The following is a 16,896-nucleotide window of genomic DNA, read 5'->3' as shown; positions in this document are numbered from 1 at the left end:
AAAGATGGATGGCCGGGTCAAGCCCGGCCATGACACCTCGAAGCGTAACTGGCCTTACTTGATCAGGCCCTTTTCCTTGTAATAACGGATCGCGCCGGGATGCAGCGGAACCGGGCTGCCGTTCGCGGCGGCCTCGAGCTTGATCTCCTTTCCGGCGGCATGCGCGTTGGCGAGTTCCGGCAGCGATTCATAGACCAGCTTGGTCATCTGATAGGCGAGTTCGTCCGACACCGCACTCGAGGTGACGAGATAGTTCACCACCGCCGCGGTCGGCACGTCCTTGTCCTGGCCGGTATAGGTATTGGCCGGGATCATCACCGAGACGAAGGGCGAGCCGATCTTGTCGACGGTCTCCTTCGGCACCGCGACCACGGTGATATCGGTCGAGGTCGAGAGGTCCTTCAGCGAGGCGACGCCGAGGCCGGCGGACTGCAGCGTGGCGTTGAGCTGGCGGTTCTTCATCAGGTCGACCGACTCGGCGAACGGCAGATACTCGACCTTGCCGAGATCCTTGTAGCTCATGCCGGCGGCCGCGAGGATCGCGCGCGAGTTGAGCTCGGTGCCGGATTTCGGCGCACCGACCGACAGGCTCTTGCCCTTCAGATCAGCCAGCGTCTTGATGCCGCTTTCGGCGGTGGCGACGATCTGGATGTAGTTCGGATAGATCGCCCCGATGGTGCGCAGCTTGTCGAGCTTGTTCTTGAAGCCGGCTTCCGCATCGCCCTCCCAGGCGGCCTTCAGCGAATCGCCGAGCGTGAAGGCGATCTCGCCGCGGCCCTGCTGCAGCAGCACGAGGTTCTCGACCGAGGCCTTGGTGGCCTGCACCTGGGTCTTAACGCCCGGGATCTTGTCGCCGAAGATCTTCCCGATCGCGACGCCGAGCGGATAGTAGACGCCGGAGGTCCCGCCGGTCAGCACGTTGATGAACTGCTCGGCCCGCGCGACGGGCGCGGTCAACACGCTGGCTGCCACCGTCGCGGCCGCCACCAACTTCCAATTCATGAGTATTATTCTCCCCTTAAGCCGGCCGGAAATTGGCCGGACACCCCCGCCGGGTCAACCCATCCAAACGACGCATGGGCCACCGTGGGCCGTATGCCAGCACCGCTCCACAGGGGATGCGGGAACTCAATTCCTGCCGGCGGGTTGACGGGCGCAGCCTTCCGGCGAGGTATCACTTGCAGCCATCCGCAACGACCGTTTGGCGATCGCTCGATGCGCTGAACTTCTTCCTCGCCGACGTCCGGGACGGGCTCGGCCCCTACCTTGCGATCTACCTGCTCACCGAGCGGCGATGGGACGAGGCCTCGATCGGCGCCGTGATGTCGATCGCCGCGATCGCCGGCATCCTGGCCCAGACCCCGGCCGGCGCCCTGATCGACCGCAGCCGTGCCAAGCGCGCCCTGATGATCGCCGCCGCCATGACCGTCACCGCCGCCTGCCTCATGCTCCCCCTGCTCGACCACTTCGCGCTGGTCGCGGCGACGCAGGCGCTCGCGGCCGCCGCCGGCTCGGTGTTCGCGCCGGCGATCGCCGCCGTGACGCTCGGCATCGTCGGACCCAGGGCCTTCGCGGCGCGGACCGGCCGCAACGAGGCGTTCAACCATGCCGGCAACGCCGTGGCCGCGGCGGTCGCCGGCGGCACCGCTTACTGGTTCGGGCCGGTCGTCGTGTTCTGGCTGCTCGCCGCGATGGCCCTTGCCAGCATCGCCGCGACGCTGGCGATCCCGGCCGGCGCCATCGATCATCAGGTCGCGCGAGGGCTCGACCACATCGCGGGCGAGGCGGCGCACGAAAAACCATCCGGCTTTCGCGTGCTGCTCACCTGCCGGCCGCTGCTGATCTTTGCCGGCGCCACCGTGATCTTTCATTTTGCCAACGCGGCGATGCTGCCGCTGGTCGGGCAGAAGCTGGCACTGGTCAACCGCAATCTCGGCACCAGCTTGATGTCGGTCTGCATCATCGCGGCGCAGATCGTGATGGTGCCGGTTGCGATCGTGGTCGGGCGCAAGGCCGACGTCTGGGGCCGCAAGCCGATCTTCGCCGTGGCGCTCGCCGTGCTGGCGATCCGCGGCGCGCTCTATCCGCTGTCCGACAATCCGTACTGGCTGGTGTCGGTGCAACTGCTCGACGGCATCGGTGCCGGCATCTTCGGCGCGCTGTTTCCGCTGGTGGTCGCCGACCTCACGCACGGTACCGGGCATTTCAACGTCAGCCAGGGCGCGATCGCTACCGCAACCGGCATCGGCGGCGCGCTGAGCGCCGCGGTTGCCGGCTTCATCGTCGTTCACGCCGGTTATGGTGCGGCGTTCCTGTTCCTTGCAGCGATCGCAGCGGCCGGGCTGGTCGGATACTGCGTGCTGATGCCGGAGACGTTACGTACGACGACAGCGAGTTCGTCGGCCGCACTGGCACCTCACGGCGGATGAGCCGACATTCGCATTCGCGACAAATCGCGGACAGCGCGATCGATGTTTCTCGCGCGTGATTCGCGAATTCGCTGTTCAACAATGGTTCAGAATCGCGCCGACATCGGCCCGGCAACACAGTCATTAACGCGCGTCTCTCGATGAAACACGCAGGCCGCATTCCGCCTGCGATCGAACTCGGCTCAATCGCGCCGATGAACGCCAGATGACGCATTTATTGCACGCATGACAGCAGCGCGACGCGCCGCGCGCGACGCAATTTGATTCAAATTGGCGGCCTTAAGGTTAGCGAGGCAACGTATGTATAATCCAGAAATTTCCATGATTGCCGCCGATCCGTAGTTGTACGACTTGCAACGGGGTAACTCCGAAAAAGGCGGGGCATGAATCACATCAGTCACATCGGACACGCGCGAACCGGCTGGTTCGGACATCGCAAGCTGACCCCGCGCGCATGCATTGCGGACAGCAAAAAGCACCTTCGCACCTTCCTCGCCGATGCGCTTGAGGATCTCGGTTTCATCACCAGCGAGTGCGGTCAGACCGCCGAGCTTGAGGCCGTGCTGGATGCCGAACGGCCCGATCTTCTGGTGCTCGGCGTGTCGGTTGACGGCATCGAAGTCAGTAAGATTTTAGAGACTTTGGTGAGAAACGACTATGGCGGCAAGGTCCTGGTGATCGGCCAGCCGGACTCGATCATCGTCAAGGCGGTCCGGCAGATCGGCGACGAATACGGGATCGCGATGCTGCCGGCGTTGCCGACGCCGTTCAGCGCCGGAACGTTGCGCCAGACGCTTGCCTCGCTGCTGCCGGTCGAGCCGGCGCCGAGCCCCGCGGTGGACGTGCCCGAAGCGCTGAAGGCCGGCTGGCTCGAACTGTGGTACCAGCAGAAGATCCATCTGCGGACGCTGGCTCCGAACGGCGCGGAGGCGCTGATCCGGATGCGGCATCCCGCATGGGGTGTGGTCCCGCCGGCCTACTTCATCCCCGATGAGGGCGATCCGCATTTCCATGCGTTGTCCGAGTTCGTGATCGAGCGCGCGGTGGAGGATTGGCGCTATCTCGTGGAGCAGAAGGGACCGGTCGATCTCTCGATCAACCTGCCGATCTCGTTCCTCGCCGACGCCGACGCAGTGAACGCACTGTGCCGCCGCATCCCGGATCATCCGGCCTTCGCCGGCCTCCTGATCGAGATCGACAGCGGCGAGATCATCGACAATCTGGATCTTGCGATCGATGTCGCAAGGCGCGTGCGCCTGCACAACATCGCCATCTCGATCGACAATGTCGGCGCCAACTGGCCGTCTCTGCTGGGCCTGCCGAACTTCCCCTTCGTCGAATTGAAGGTCGACCACCAGTTCGTCACCGGCTGCGCCGACCAGCGGTTGAAGCAGACCGTGTGCCGCCGCATCGTCGAGCTCGCCCACGACAACGGCGCGCGCGTCGTTGCACAGGGCATCGAGACGCGCGCGGACTTCCTGGCCGCGCACGACCTCGATTTCGATCTGGTGCAGGGCTACCTGTTCGGTAAGCCGATGGGCGTCAAGAAGTTCGCACGCTCGCGCCTGCAACTGCCGCCCGAAAAGGATGCGTCAGCCTGACGCATCCTTGGCATTCTCCCTGGCATCGATCGCTCGCAGCGCCTCGCCGCGGGCGATCAGGCGCCTGGCGTTCGAATAGGTCGGCACCTCGAGCAGTGAACCGTCGAGCTCGACCCGTCCGAGGCCCTTGGCCCGCGCCGCCTCGAACGCCGCAACGATCCGGCCGGCCTCGCGCATCTCGTCATTGCTCGGGGTGAGGACACCGTTGACGATGGCGGCATGCGAAGGATCGACCAGGCTCTTCGCGGTGTAGCCGAGCCGCCGCGCCCAGATCGTGTCGCGCGCGACGCCGGCCGCATCGCTCCAGGTGTAGGGACAATCCACCGCCACGACATTGGCGGCGCGGCATTCGACGATGAAGCGCTGCCGCGGATAGGCGAGTTCGAGGCCGTCGCTGCCGCGCTCGGCGCCGAGATCGGCGGCCAGATCCTCCGAGGCCAACAGGCAGCCGACCGTACGCCGGCTCGCGGCGGCGATCGCGCCGGTCTGCACCAGGCCGCGGGCGAACTCGATGTTCGGCAGCAGCGCGGTCGAGCCCTCGGCGATGCCATAGTCGCGCTCGAACCGCGTCACCGCCGCGTCGAGCTCGGCGACATGATGCGGCTCGGCGACCTTCGGCAGCGCGACGATATCGGGGCGGCCGCGCATGACGGCCGCAAGGTCATCCATGCCGTCGAGGCCGAGCGGATTGACGCGGACCGCGATCACCGCGCCCTGCTCCCGCCAGGATGCATAGAGATCGGCCGCCAGCGCCCGCGCCTTCCGGCGCAGCGGCGGCGGGGTGAAATCCTCCAGCTCGTGGATCAGGACGTCGGCGCCGCTGGCGGCGGCGCGCTGCAGCACATCCTCGTTGGCGCCTTCCAGAAACAGCCAGGAGCGGCAGAGCGGGGCTGGACGCAGTTTACGCGTCACACCGCCCGCTCCGTCGTCATGTCCGGCCGTCACTGAAACGTCATGTCGAGGCACTTGGAGATATCGGAGCCGAGGCCCGACGAGATGGTGATGCAGCCGCGGATCTTCTGGCTGGCGTTGTCGCTGGCCCAGATCGCATAGCCGCCGGGGCCGAAGAACGAGTTGGTGTTCGGCGGCTCGGTCTCGGTGGCGTCGAACGAATAATTGCCGTCGGTGTCGAAGATGCGCGGCTTCTTGGTGCAGCCGCCGTCGGCCTGGACGTTGATGACCTCCTTGTTGTCCCGCGTCAGCGCCAGCGACACCTGGCAGCGGAAATATTCCGAGGTCTTGGCGTTGAACAGATAGGCGTAGGACTTGCAGGTCGCGGTGTTCAGCTTGCCGGCCGACAGGCCGCGGCTGCAGGAGATCCGCTGGTTGTTGGACAGCTTGAACTCATCGGCCCGCGCGACCGAAGCCAGCGTCATGAACGACAGCGCGACCCCGAAACCGACCTTCGTGACGTGGTTCATCCTAATCTTCCCCAGCATGCGTTTCTTTGGCAATCAGGTAGGTGCTTGTAGACGGAAATGGAATCATAGTCGCGATGGGCGATGCGGAAAATCACAAAGTCGCGGACAGCCGTGAGCCTTGCCGGTTAGTCGTATTGACGATGCAACCGCGTTCGTGATTTGTTCAAGACATTGACGCAACTGCTTTTTGTTTTGTTTTTCGCCGGGAGGATGGATCATGGCGCGCTTTTCGACCAACCGCTTTTTTTCAGCCAGGACCTTTTTGATCGCTGCAGCTGCCGCCGGGCTGGCCGTCGCCGGGCCGTCCGCGCGCGCGCAGGACGCGACGCCATGGGAGCTGAAGCCCGACATGGGCTATGCCTACGGCAAGGACGGCACGACGCAGTCCTACAAGATGGGCACCAACAATGCCGGCACGCTGCTGAAGGGCGCCAAGAAGGTGCCGAGGGGCACGCTGTTCTTCATCGGGCACAACGGACAGCTCTACATGCGCTCCGGCCCCTATCTCGAGGGCGACGGCAAGTTCATGTTCGGATCGAACTAGCGCGTGATCCGGAAAAGTGCGAAGCGGCTTTCCGAAAAAGATCATGCTCAAACAAAGAGCTAAAGCGCGATGGCGATTCAACCTGGTCGCATCGCGCCGTAGCAACGCGGCGTTGCGGCAGCCCGGCCGCGGTAAGGTCAGAACGCCGTCGCGAGCTCCTTCGCGCCGGGCTTGTTGCTGTTGAAGTCCATCCGCTCGTTGGTGACCGCAAGCAGCTTCGCCACCGTGTTGTGGCGGATCGCGACCGGGTTGCGCTCGTAGCCGGAGCGCTGGAAGAAGTTCGAGGTCGGCACCTGCTCGCGCATCGCCTGCGGCATCGTGACCATGTCGAGCCCGGTGCCGTCGCCGGTCAAGTTCATCATCTCGAGCTCGGCGGCGGTCAGCGGCCGGTTGTAGCCCTTGTTGCGGGCGAAGATCACCGAGGTCAGCAGCTTGTGGGTCTGCAGCATCGGGCCGACGTCGACGTCGAGCACCATGGCATGCATCGCCCAACCCTGCGGCGTGTTGCCGATCTTCTCGTGCTCCGACCAGGTGTCGGGCACCGCCTTGGCATGCGCCACCATGCGCTTCAGCACGGCGAGCTTGTGTTCGAGCGATTTGCGCGGCGGCCCCGAGCTCTGCGCCACCTTCTCGGTGAGCGCGCGGACCAATTCGCTGCCCTGCTCGGCGAGCAGCTCGACGCTGTTGGTCGTCAGCAGCTGGTTGTAGCCGATCGCGGTCGAGATCGCGCGCTTGCCGCCATGCTCGATCCCCGATTGCACGTCGTAACTGCCGGTGCCACCGGTCTCGAACGAATAGACCCGCACCGCCTGCTCGCGCGTCAGGCCTGACGCGAGCGCGTAGCGCGCATAGGCGCGCTTGAACTCGACCTCATTGACCGGACGCTGCGGCGTGAACTGGTAGAGTTCCTGCGCCGCGCGCATGAAATCGGTGACCACCGGGATCGGCTTCCGGGCGGGGCGCTCCGGCTCCTCCTCGGGCTCCGGGTTCACCGGCCGCTTCGGGCCGCTATAGAGCGGCGGATGTTCCAGCACGTAGTCGTCGAGCGTGATCTGGATGCGCTCGCGGCGCTTGGCGTTACGCCCGCGCCGCTTCTCGGCGATCGCGTTCCAATAGGCGCTCGCCTCCTGATCGAACGCGGCGCGCGCCTCCTGGTATTCCTTCAGCTTGCGGCGATAATCGGCGACCGCCTGCGGCGAGGCCTGCGCCATCGCATTCGCGACGTTGGGCGGCAACTCCGCGGCCAGAACCGACGGAGCGCCCGCGGTCAGCGCGAGCGCGACGAATCCAGAGTACAGGCGAATCAATTGCGGGCGCATCGCTCCCTTGTAGCAAGCGCGACCGCGAAGTCAGCCCGGAATTAATGGCCCGGAGAGCGGCGGGATGCCGCGATGGGGTCCAGAATAAGCGGCAGAGTGCGGTGTTCTGTGACAGGAGCCATGCTTGAGCACCGGGAGGCTGCGATGAGGATTGCGATCTGGCTTGCCGCGACCACCGCGCTGACGCTCGCGACGCCCGTGCGCGCCGAGCGTCCGGATTGCAGCCTGTTCCCGGATGCGCGGTCGCGCTTCACCTGCTACGATAACGTGTCACGGGCGCCGCCGGAACCCGCGACGTCGGCGATGCCGGCCGAACGGCCGGCCGCTGCACAGCCGCAGCGGCGCAAGCCGCGCGGCCATCACCATCTCACTCCTGCTCGACACCGCTCGCCTTGACCAGCTGCGCCCACTTCTTCTCGTCCTTGTCGATGAAGTCGGTGTAGTCCTCCGGCGTGCCCGGCGTGATGTCGGTGCCGTCATTGCCGAGCTGCCGCTTCACCTCCTCCGAGGCCAGCGCCGCGTGCAGCGCCTTGTTCAGCTTGTCGATGATCGGCCGCGGCGTGCCGGCGGGCGCCACCAGGCCGTAATACAGCGAAGCGTCGAAGCCCGGCAGTCCGGCTTCGGCGATGGTCGGCACGTCAGGCAGCAGGCCGGAACGCGTCGAGCTGGTCACCGCGAGCGCACGCAGCTTGCCGGCCGCGACGTTGGTGTGCGACGCCGGGATCGGCGCGAATGCCATCGGGATGTGGCCGCCCAGCAGATCGGTGAGCGCCGGGCCGGTGCCCTTGTAAGGAATGTGCACCAGCGTGATGCCGGCGGCGCGGGCGAAATATTCGCCGGTGATGTGGCTCGCGGTACCGGCGCCGGCGGATCCGAAATTGACCTTGCCCGGATTGGCCTTGGCGTAGCCGATCAGCTCGGCGACCGACTTGGCCGGAAACGACGGATGCACCACCAGCGAGTTCGGCGCGTTGCCGATCATGCCGATCGGCGCGAAATCCTTGCGCGGATCGTAGCCGGCATTCTTGTAGAGCGATGGGCCGATCGCCAGCGTGCCGGTGTAGCCGAGCAGCAGCGTGTAGCCGTCGGGATCGCTCTTCGCCACCGCCTTGGTCCCGACGGTGCCGCCGGCGCCCGGGCGGTTATCGATCACGACCTTCTCGCCGAGCAATTCGCCCATCTTCTCGGCGACGCCGCGGCCGACGATCGAGGTGCTGCCGCCCGGCGCGAACGGGATCACCAGCGTGATCGGCCGCATCGGATAGTTTTGCGCCTGCGCCTGATGTGACATTGCGGTGAAGGCGAGCACCGCGGCAGCGACAATGATTTTCTTCATTATGTTTTCTCCCTACTTCCAGGCGAAGACCGGCTGCTCCAGGTCGGCGACACGGGTGCTGCGCCCGGCCAGCACTTCGCGGAATTGATAGATCAGCGCAGCCGTCGGCGCGTGGATATGCGACTCGCCGAGCCGGAAGCGGATCACGCGCCGCGTGCTCTCCGGGATCGTAACGAAGCTGAAGACATCATCGGCCTCGATCGCGTCGAGCGCGATGCGATGCACCGAAGCGACCTCGTCCGGGTTCGGCACGATCGCGGCCCGCTCCCCAGCCCAGACCACCACCGGCGTGATCAGGTAGCCCGAGCGCGTCGGATAATCGTCGAGCAGGCCGAGCACGTCGCGCTCGCCAAGCGCCATCCCCAGTTCCTCGTGCAATTCGCGCAGCGCGGCCTGCGCCTGGGTCTCGCCGGCATCGCAGCGGCCGCCCGGCAGCGCCCATTGCGCGCGGTGCGCGCGCAGACTGGCGCTGCGGCGGGTCAGCAGGAAGGCGGTGCCGTCGCCGTCATCGGCTTCGGTCAGCGCGATCGCGACCGCGGCGCGCTTCAGATCGGGCACGGCGTCCGCCGGCGCGAGGCGCGCAAACGCCGCGCAGAGCTCTGCGATATTCCGCCGGGTGGCATCGTCAAATGTGCGGGCCATTGACCTTGACTACAACAGTCCCCCGTTCGATGAAATGACCCTCAGCACATGCCTCCTGCGATCAATCATCGGTAAGCAATGGACCATCTCGCGACGTCCGCGGACAAGCTCAAATCCAACGGCTGGAAGGTCGTCGACACCAGCGGATTCCTGCAGCTGGTCGGGCCGCTTTGGCAGCGCATGGTCGACGGCACGCCGGAATTCGCGCTGATCACCGAGGACAAGCACCACAACCGCCGCGGCCTGGTGCAGGGCGGCGTGATCATGACCTTCGCCGACCGCGCCTGCGGCATGACCGCCCGCTTCGTCTCCGGCAAGCCGACGCTGGCGACGGTGCAGCTCGACACCCATTTCGTCGAGGCCGGCAAGATCGGCGAGATCCTGATCACCCGCCCGCGCGTGGTGCGCTCGACGAGGAGCCTGATCTTCATCACCGCCGAAGTGACCGTCGACAAGCGCTGCATCGCGATGGCGAACGGCGTGTTCAAGATTCTGAAGAACGAGAGCTAGTCCACCGTCATTCCGGGGCAGCCCACAGGGCTGAACCCGGAATCTCGAGATTCCGGGTTCGATGCTGCGCATCGCCCCGGAATGACAATGAGCGAGAGGGAGCATCCGATGCAATACCGCCAGCTCGGCCGCAGCGGCCTGAAGATTTCGCCGATCTGCCTCGGCAGCATGATGTTCGGCGGTCCGACCGACGAGGCGACGTCGGGCAGGATCATTGCGAAGGCACGCGAGGCCGGCATCAACTTCATCGACAGCGCCGACGCCTATAATGGCGGCAAGTCCGAGGAGGTGGTGGGGCGCGCGATCTCCAACCAGCGCTCCAACTGGGTGCTGGCGACCAAGCTGGCCAACCCGATCGGCGACGATCCCAACCATGGCGGGCTGTCGCGGCGCTGGGTGTTCCAGGCCTGCGACGCCAGCCTGAAGCGGCTCGGCACCGACACCATCGACATCTATTATCTGCACAAGGAAGACCACGCGACGCCGCTCGAGGAGACGGTGCGCGCGATGAGCGACCTGATCCGCGCCGGCAAGGTGCGCTATTTCGGCGTCTCCAACTATCGCGCCTGGCGCGTCGCCGAGATCTGCAACATCTGCGACCGGCTCGGCATCGATCGCCCGATCGCCAGCCAGCCCTATTACAACGCGATGAACCGGATGCCCGAGGTCGAGCATTTCCCGGCCTGCAATTTTTATGGCCTCGGCATCGTGCCCTACAGCCCGCTGGCGCGCGGCGTCCTCACCGGCAAATACGCGCCCGACGCGGCGCCGCCCGCCGACACCCGCGCGGGGCGCAACGACAAGCGCATGATGCAGACCGAGTGGCGGCCGGAATCGCTGCAGCTCGCGCAGGAGATCAAGCGTCACGCCGAGGCCCGCGGCATCACCGCCGGGCAGTTTGCAGTGTCGTGGGTGCTGAACTCCTCGTTCGTCAGTGCCGTGATCGCCGGTCCGCGCACCGAGGCGCAGTGGGACGACTACATCAGCGCGCTCGACTACCGCTTCACCGCGGAGGACGAGGCGCTGATCGACGGTCTCGTCGTCGCCGGCCATCCCTCGACGCCGGGCTTCAACGACCCGGCGTATCCGATCGAGGGACGCCGGGCGCGGACGGAGTAACCGAGCCTCCGCAGGCTCTCGCGTCAACCGCTCGGCAGCGCCGAAGCTACGTTTCGCGCCTTCCGAATTGCGCATGCCCTGCGCCGGCTGCACCATCGCGGCATGACAATGCTGATGCTGGTGCTGCCATGATGGCATCCAATCTGCTCGACTGGATCGTGGCTATCTTCGTTTGCTGGGCAAGCCTGACCGCGATCGTCCAATCACCGCGCGAGACAACGCGGTGCGATGCGCCGTACACGACCGGTAGCGCGGTGCGAATTGCTCCGGCAACTCCGACCAAAGCGGAGATCGAGGAGATGATCCGGGACATGAAGCTGCACGACTGAAAGCTGCACGACCGAGCTGGCGCGGCCAAGCGCGAAAGCCCTCTTCACGCCCGCTGAAACGCCTGAGGGCGGCGCCGTAGCGCCGCCCTCGTGTCTCGTCACCCGTGCCGGCCGCTTACTTGTGGCCGACCAGGTCGTAGCGGTCGTGGTTCATCACCTTGGCCCAGGCGGCGACGAAGTCCTTGACGAACTTCTCCTTGGAGTCCGACTGGCCGTAGATCTCGGCGAACGCGCGCAGCTGCGAGTGCGAGCCGAAGATCAGGTCGACGCGGGAAGCGGTCCACTTCACCGCATTGGTCTTGCGGTCGCGGCCCTCATAGACGCCCTCGCCGACATGGTCCCACTTCGTGCTCATGTCGAGCAGGTTGAGGAAGAAGTCGTTGGTCAGCGTTCCGGCCTTCGCGGTGAAGACGCCCTGCTTCGACTTCTTTGCGTTGGCGCCGAGCACGCGCAGCCCGCCGACCAGCGCCGTCATTTCCGGCCCCGAAAGGCGCAGAAGCTGGGCGCGGTCGATCAGCGCTTCCTCGGGCATCATGAACTGATGCTTGCCGCTGACGTAGTTGCGGAAGCCGTCAGCCCGCGGCTCGAGCGGTTCGAAGGAGTGGGCGTCGGTCTGCTCCTGCGAGGCATCGGTACGGCCGGGCGTGAACGGCACCTTCACATTGGTGCCGCCGTCCTTGGCCGCCTTCTCGATCGCAGCAGCGCCGCCGAGCACGATCAGATCGGCCAGCGAGACCTTCTTGCCGAACTCCTTCTGGATGGCTTCGAGCTTGCCCAGCACGTTCTTGAGCTGCGCAGGCTCGTTGACCTCCCAGTCCTTCTGCGGAGCGAGACGGACACGCGCGCCGTTGGCGCCGCCACGCTTGTCGGAGCCGCGGAAGGTCGAGGCCGAGGCCCAGGCCGCCGAGACCAGCTCAGACACCGACAGGCCCGAGGCGAGGATCTTCGCCTTGAGCGCCTCGATGTCCTTGTCGCCGATCACTTCGTGATCGAGCGCCGGCACGCGATCCTGCCAGATCAGCGCCTCCTTTGGCACCAGCGGGCCGAGGTAGCGCTGGATCGGGCCCATGTCGCGATGGGTGAGCTTGAACCAGGCGCGGGCGAAGGCGTCCGCGAACTGATCCGGATGCTCCAGGAAGCGGCGCGAGATCTTCTCGTAGGCCGGATCGAAGCGCAGCGACAGGTCGGTGGTCAGCATCGTCGGCTTGCGCTTCTTCGACGGATCGAACGGATCCGGGATGATCGCATCCGCGCCCTTGGCCACCCACTGGTTGGCCCCGCCGGGGCTCTTCTCCAGCTCCCATTCGTACTTGAACAGGTTCTCGAAGAAGAAGTTGCTCCACTTGGTCGGGGTCTGGGTCCAGACCACTTCCAGGCCGGCGGTGATCTGGTCAGGACCGATGCCCGTGCCATGTGCGCTCTTCCAGCCGAGGCCCTGGTCCTCCAGCGCGCCGGCTTCCGGCTCGGGACCGACCAGCGACGGATCGCCGGCGCCGTGGGTCTTGCCGAAGCTGTGACCGCCGGCGATCAGCGCGACGGTTTCCTCGTCGTTCATCGCCATGCGGAAGAACGTCTCGCGGATATCCTTCGCCGCGGCGACCGGATCCGGCTTGCCGTTCGGGCCTTCCGGGTTGACGTAGATCAGGCCCATCTGCACCGCGCCGAGCGGCTCGGAGAGCTGGCGCTCGCCGCTGTAGCGCTCGTCGCCGAGCCAGGTGCCTTCCGGACCCCAGTACAGCTCTTCCGGCTCCCAGACGTCGGCGCGACCACCCGCAAAACCGAACGTCTTGAAGCCCATCGATTCCAGCGCGACGTTGCCGGCCAGCACCATCAGGTCGGCCCACGAGAGCTTGTTGCCGTATTTCTGCTTGACCGGCCACAGCAGCCGGCGCGCCTTGTCGAGGTTGGCGTTGTCGGGCCAGCTGTTCAGCGGAGCGAAACGCTGCTGACCGGCACCGGCGCCGCCGCGGCCGTCGGTGGTGCGGTAGGTGCCGGCCGAATGCCAGGCCATGCGGATCATCAGGCCGCCGTAATGACCGTAGTCGGCCGGCCACCAGTCCTGCGACTCCGTCATCAGGGCGGTGAGGTCCTTGATCACGGCGTTGAGGTCGAGCGACTTGAACGCCGTGGCGTAGTCGAACTCCTTGCCCATCGGATCGGACAGGTTCGAATTCCGGTGCAGCACCTGGACGTCGAGCCCCTCCGGCCACCAGTCACGATTCGTACGTCCCCGCGGGCTTGCGCCGAACGGGCATTTGCCCGCGCCGTCGTCGGTTTTTGCGTCCATGTTTCTTCTCCGAGGTGATGGATTCTGGAATGCCTGGAGCTCTTCCAAGAATGATTCTACGCGGCTCAATTCATCAGGTGAAATTGACTTTAATGATCGCACCGATAAGATAATCTGATGATAAATGTCACACTCCGGCAACTCAGGTATTTCGATGCGCTGGCCCGCCACGGCCATTTCGGCCGCGCCGCGGATGCCTGCGCGGTGTCGCAGCCGGCGCTGTCGATGCAGATCCGCGAGATGGAACAGGCGGTCGGCGGCGTCCTGATCGAGCGCAGCGCGCGACAAGTCACGCTGACCGCGTTCGGCGAGGAACTGCTGCATCGTGTTCGCGACATCCTGCGCTCGGTGGACGAGCTCGGCGATTTCGCGCGCGCCTCGCGCGACCGCCTGGCGGGCCGCTTGCGCGTCGGCATGATCCCGACCATCGCGCCGTATCTGCTGCCCAAAGTGATCGAGACGCTCGCGCGGCTGCATCCCGAGCTCGACATCCATGTCCGCGAGACGCTGACGCCGAGGCTGATCAAGGAGGTCGCCGAGGGCCGTCTCGACACCGCGATCGTGGCGCTGCCGGTGTCGGAACCGTCGCTGACCGAGGTGGCACTGTTCTCGGAGAATTTCCTGCTGGTGCGGCCGGGCGAGGATGCGGGAACGCCGGCGCCGAGCGCCGAGATGCTGCGCGAGATGCGGCTCCTGCTACTCGAGGAAGGCCACTGCTTCCGCGACCAGGCGCTGTCGTTCTGCAACATGCAGTCCTCGCCGCCGCGCGAGGTGCTCGACGCCAGTTCGCTGTCGACGCTGGTGCAGATGGTCGGCGCCGGCATCGGCGTCACGCTGATCCCGGAGATGGCGGTCAGCGTCGAGACCCGCTCGGCACCGGTCACCATCTCGCGCTTCAAGAACCCGCAGCCGTCACGCACCATCGGCATGGTCTGGCGCAAGACCAGCCCGCTCGCCGCGCAATTGCAGCAGATCTCAGAGGTGGTCAGCCTCGCCGCCGCCGCACTGCGCGCGCCGAAGGGCGATGCGGCGAAGGCGGCGGCGAAGCGCACGGGGCGAAAGGTGGCGTGAAGGCTGCTTTGTTGCGGGTTCGTTTGATGCGCGGTCGCCCGCCAACACCACGGTGTCGTCACCCGGCTTGACCGGGTGATCCAGTATTCCAGAGACAGTCGTGCTTGAACTGAGAGGCCGCGGCGTACTGGATCGCCCGGTCAAGCCGGGCGATGACAGCGGTGGGTGGGACGACAGTTCGTAGGATGGGTGGAGCGCAGCGATACCCATCAATTGCATGTACGGTGAGAATGATGGGTATCGCTTCGCTCCACCCATCCTACGAACGAGGCCTCGCTCGTCAGCGCACCGGCCCTCACTTTTCCTTGAGCGCCTTCTCGCGCGCGTCGAGCGCGGCGGTCAGCAGCTTCGGCAGCTGGTTGGCGTAGGTCTCGATGAAGGTCGCATCGCCCCAGGCTTTCGGATCGCCGGCGGCCTGCTCGGCGAGACGCGCGGCCTTGGCCTCGCATTTGGCGAACATGTGCCAGAACCAGTCCGGGTTCTTGCCGAGCGCGGCCTTGTTCTTCTTGATCACGGCGGCTCCGACCGCGCTCATGGCGCTGACGGCGCCCGCGCTCAGCGTGCTGATGGCGTGCGCGTTAAGGATGTCTTCGCGCTCCAGCGCCTGAGGCTTGGTCGCGGTCGCTCGTGCTTTGGCCGGCATTCCCTGTGCTCCTCGTGGATCGCGTTGACGCGCCGAAGCATCGGCGGCGGAGGTTGAGGAACACTCAAGGGACATGGTTGAAATGCGCTCCGAATTTCATTCCGGTTTTAGTCGCTTCAGAGCGATCGCTTGGAGGGGCATTCGAGTTCCCCTCCATCGCCTCACGGGAACTGTCACACTTTCGCGCCGTAGCGGCGGATCAGCTGGTCGGCGACGTCGTTGAGATCGTTGCCGACCACATGGGGCTGCGGGCCGACGCCGAGCTCGTCGTTGCCGGGGCGCTTGATCAGCGCGGCTTCCCAGCCGGCGGCGACCGCACCGAGCGTGTCCCAGGTGTGGCAGGCGATCAGGCAGAACTGCGACGGCGACGCGCCGAGCTCCTGCTCGACATAGGCATAGGCCTGGCGCGACGGCTTGTGGTGCTTGACGCCGTCGGCCGAGAAACGCCGCTCGAACAGATCGACGATGCCGCCATGCGTCAGCTGGCGGGTCTGCACTTCGAGCAGATTGTCGGTCAGCGTGAACAGGCGAAAGCCGGCCGCGCGCAGCTTGCGCAAGGCCGCGGGCACTTCGGCATGCGGCGGCATGGTGGAGAATTTTTCGGTCAGCTCCTTCTTGTCGGATTCATCGATCCGGATGCCGCGCGTATCGGCCAGCATCTTCATCACGGCCGCGCCGATATCGGTGAACGGCACGTAGCAGCCGGCGACGGTGAGCGAGGCCGAATACATGATGAAGTTCGCGAACCACAGCCGCATCGCGCTGTTGTCGTTGAAGATGCGCGCGAACACCGGCTCCATGGTTTCCAGGTCGAGCAGGGTCTCGTTGACGTCGAACACGATCAAGGGAAGCGTCGCCATTTATTGGTCTCCTTATTGGTTGTGGTTGCTGGTCTCAGCCCCTGTCCTTCAATCGCTGCCGGTGCGCGGCCTGCTTGGCGCGGTTGCCGCAGATCGCCATGCTGCACCAGCGCCGCGCGCGGGCGCGGGTGTGGTCGGCGAACATCAGCGTGCAGGCCGGACCCTCGCATGCCTTGATATCGGCAAAGCTCTCCTCGCAGACGACCTTGGCCATCGCCTCGCCGATCGGCAGCAACAATGCATCCGGCGCGCGCCAGCGCCGCGTGCGCTCGAGCGCGAAACCGTCATGGCCGTCGTCGCGGTGCGGAACGATCCGGCTGAACGCCTCGTCGCGTTCGAGCAGCCGGTTCAGCGGCTCCAGCTCCTTCAGCGCACGCTGCGTGAGCGGCCGGCCCATGTGCTTGCGGACAAAGCCGCGGAACCATTCGCGCAAGGCCCTCGCCTGATCGGCAAGGTCGTCGAGCTCGCCCGCGGCCGCATGCGACTTCACGTCCTCGAGCACATCTGACGGAACCAGGTTGGCCTGCGTCAGCCAGCGCAGCAGGCCGTCGCCGTCGCCGATCCAGTCGACCGGCGTGTCGACGGGCGTTGCGATCGAATTGATGAAATCGAGACCCAAGGAGTCCGCGACGAACATCGCTGGCGGATGGGGTTGCACGATCGGGCCCTCCTGGCGGCTTTCGAGCTTACCTCGAATAACCTGATAAAATGCTGTTGACAAGTTACGAAGAGAGGATCATAAGGTATGTAACCTGTCAATTGGCTTTTTATAGGTTACTACTCGG

The 16,896-nt window shown here is 65.6% G+C and carries 18 protein-coding genes; 8 read left to right on the top strand and 10 right to left on the bottom strand.

Annotation, left to right across the window (positions count from 1 at the left end; translation table 11 throughout):
- Positions 1 to 54: 54 nt before the first annotated feature.
- Complete coding sequence (locus JQ633_RS07355; RefSeq protein WP_211983963.1) at positions 55 to 1,002, bottom strand: TAXI family TRAP transporter solute-binding subunit; 948 nt, start codon at positions 1,000 to 1,002, stop codon at positions 55 to 57.
- Positions 1,003 to 1,178: 176 nt separating this feature from the next.
- Between JQ633_RS07355 and JQ633_RS07350 the strand changes: the two genes are divergently transcribed.
- Both JQ633_RS07350 and JQ633_RS07345 read left to right on the top strand, forming a co-directional pair.
- Positions 1,179 to 2,429 carry an MFS transporter gene (locus JQ633_RS07350; RefSeq protein WP_249158904.1) on the top strand — a complete coding sequence of 417 codons (1,251 nt, stop codon included), beginning with the start codon at positions 1,179 to 1,181 and terminating at the stop codon, positions 2,427 to 2,429.
- 383 nt (positions 2,430 to 2,812) lie between these two features.
- Positions 2,813 to 4,030, top strand: coding sequence for an EAL domain-containing response regulator (locus JQ633_RS07345; RefSeq protein WP_211983959.1), 1,218 nt, complete (start codon positions 2,813 to 2,815; stop codon positions 4,028 to 4,030).
- Here JQ633_RS07345 and JQ633_RS07340 read toward each other — a convergent pair.
- Both JQ633_RS07340 and JQ633_RS07335 read right to left on the bottom strand, forming a co-directional pair.
- A complete protein-coding gene (locus JQ633_RS07340) occupies positions 4,022 to 4,942 on the bottom strand; it encodes an HpcH/HpaI aldolase/citrate lyase family protein (RefSeq protein ID WP_211983957.1) in 921 nt (306 codons plus the stop codon). The two genes, JQ633_RS07345 and JQ633_RS07340, sit on opposite strands and share 9 nt — an antisense overlap.
- A 29-nt stretch (positions 4,943 to 4,971) precedes the next feature.
- A complete protein-coding gene (locus JQ633_RS07335; protein WP_211983955.1) occupies positions 4,972 to 5,451 on the bottom strand; it encodes a hypothetical protein in 480 nt (159 codons plus the stop codon).
- A gap of 217 nt (positions 5,452 to 5,668) precedes the next feature.
- Here JQ633_RS07335 and JQ633_RS07330 point away from each other — a divergent pair, with 217 nt between their 5' ends.
- Positions 5,669 to 5,995 carry a hypothetical protein gene (locus tag JQ633_RS07330; protein WP_249158902.1) on the top strand — a complete coding sequence of 109 codons (327 nt, stop codon included), beginning with the start codon at positions 5,669 to 5,671 and terminating at the stop codon, positions 5,993 to 5,995.
- A 137-nt stretch (positions 5,996 to 6,132) separates the two neighbouring features.
- On the opposite strand, the gene JQ633_RS07325 is transcribed toward JQ633_RS07330, so the two are convergent.
- A complete protein-coding gene (locus JQ633_RS07325) occupies positions 6,133 to 7,314 on the bottom strand; it encodes a hypothetical protein (protein WP_211983953.1) in 1,182 nt (393 codons plus the stop codon).
- 144 nt (positions 7,315 to 7,458) lie between these two features.
- On the opposite strand from JQ633_RS07325, the gene JQ633_RS07320 reads away from it, so the two are divergent.
- Positions 7,459 to 7,710, top strand: a complete 252-nt coding sequence (locus JQ633_RS07320; protein ID WP_211983951.1) for a hypothetical protein — start codon at positions 7,459 to 7,461, stop codon at positions 7,708 to 7,710.
- On the opposite strand, the gene JQ633_RS07315 is transcribed toward JQ633_RS07320, so the two are convergent.
- A complete protein-coding gene (locus JQ633_RS07315; protein WP_211983949.1) occupies positions 7,682 to 8,650 on the bottom strand; it encodes a Bug family tripartite tricarboxylate transporter substrate binding protein in 969 nt (322 codons plus the stop codon). The genes JQ633_RS07320 and JQ633_RS07315 overlap by 29 nt on opposite strands.
- 12 nt (positions 8,651 to 8,662) lie before the next feature.
- The gene (locus JQ633_RS07310) at positions 8,663 to 9,292 is read right to left on the bottom strand and encodes an NUDIX hydrolase (RefSeq protein ID WP_211983948.1); all 630 of its coding nucleotides are present in this window, start codon (positions 9,290 to 9,292) and stop codon (positions 8,663 to 8,665) included.
- Between the two features lie 78 nt (positions 9,293 to 9,370).
- Between JQ633_RS07310 and JQ633_RS07305 the strand changes: the two genes are divergently transcribed.
- From JQ633_RS07305 to JQ633_RS07295, 3 genes are all read left to right on the top strand, one after another.
- Positions 9,371 to 9,802: a PaaI family thioesterase gene (locus tag JQ633_RS07305; protein WP_211983946.1), complete on the top strand. Its 432-nt coding sequence runs from the start codon at positions 9,371 to 9,373 to the stop codon at positions 9,800 to 9,802.
- Between the two features lie 108 nt (positions 9,803 to 9,910).
- Positions 9,911 to 10,921, top strand: coding sequence for an aldo/keto reductase (locus JQ633_RS07300; protein ID WP_211983944.1), 1,011 nt, complete (start codon positions 9,911 to 9,913; stop codon positions 10,919 to 10,921).
- A gap of 128 nt (positions 10,922 to 11,049) precedes the next feature.
- A complete protein-coding gene (locus JQ633_RS07295) occupies positions 11,050 to 11,250 on the top strand; it encodes a hypothetical protein (protein WP_211983942.1) in 201 nt (66 codons plus the stop codon).
- Between the two features lie 115 nt (positions 11,251 to 11,365).
- On the opposite strand, the gene katG is transcribed toward JQ633_RS07295, so the two are convergent.
- Positions 11,366 to 13,537, bottom strand: a complete 2,172-nt coding sequence (gene katG, locus JQ633_RS07290) for a catalase/peroxidase HPI (RefSeq protein ID WP_211983940.1) — start codon at positions 13,535 to 13,537, stop codon at positions 11,366 to 11,368.
- Positions 13,538 to 13,654: 117 nt separating this feature from the next.
- Between katG and JQ633_RS07285 the strand changes: the two genes are divergently transcribed.
- Positions 13,655 to 14,608 carry a LysR substrate-binding domain-containing protein gene (locus JQ633_RS07285; RefSeq protein ID WP_211983932.1) on the top strand — a complete coding sequence of 318 codons (954 nt, stop codon included), beginning with the start codon at positions 13,655 to 13,657 and terminating at the stop codon, positions 14,606 to 14,608.
- A 295-nt stretch (positions 14,609 to 14,903) separates the two neighbouring features.
- On the opposite strand, the gene JQ633_RS07280 is transcribed toward JQ633_RS07285, so the two are convergent.
- The 3 genes from JQ633_RS07280 to JQ633_RS07270 form a co-directional block, all read right to left on the bottom strand.
- Positions 14,904 to 15,251 carry a hypothetical protein gene (locus JQ633_RS07280; RefSeq protein ID WP_211983930.1) on the bottom strand — a complete coding sequence of 116 codons (348 nt, stop codon included), beginning with the start codon at positions 15,249 to 15,251 and terminating at the stop codon, positions 14,904 to 14,906.
- Between the two features lie 173 nt (positions 15,252 to 15,424).
- On the bottom strand, positions 15,425 to 16,111 hold the full coding sequence (locus JQ633_RS07275; protein WP_211983928.1) for a haloacid dehalogenase type II: 687 nt from the start codon (positions 16,109 to 16,111) through the stop codon (positions 15,425 to 15,427).
- A 34-nt stretch (positions 16,112 to 16,145) separates the two neighbouring features.
- Positions 16,146 to 16,748 carry a CGNR zinc finger domain-containing protein gene (locus JQ633_RS07270; protein ID WP_211984189.1) on the bottom strand — a complete coding sequence of 201 codons (603 nt, stop codon included), beginning with the start codon at positions 16,746 to 16,748 and terminating at the stop codon, positions 16,146 to 16,148.
- Positions 16,749 to 16,896: the final 148 nt, after the last annotated feature.

Origin of the sequence: Bradyrhizobium tropiciagri (assembly GCF_018130505.1) — a bacterium.
Taxonomy (GTDB): domain Bacteria; phylum Pseudomonadota; class Alphaproteobacteria; order Rhizobiales; family Xanthobacteraceae; genus Bradyrhizobium; species Bradyrhizobium tropiciagri_B.
Note: the sequence above shows the minus strand (reverse complement) of the source record. Positions and strands in the feature narration are given on the sequence as shown.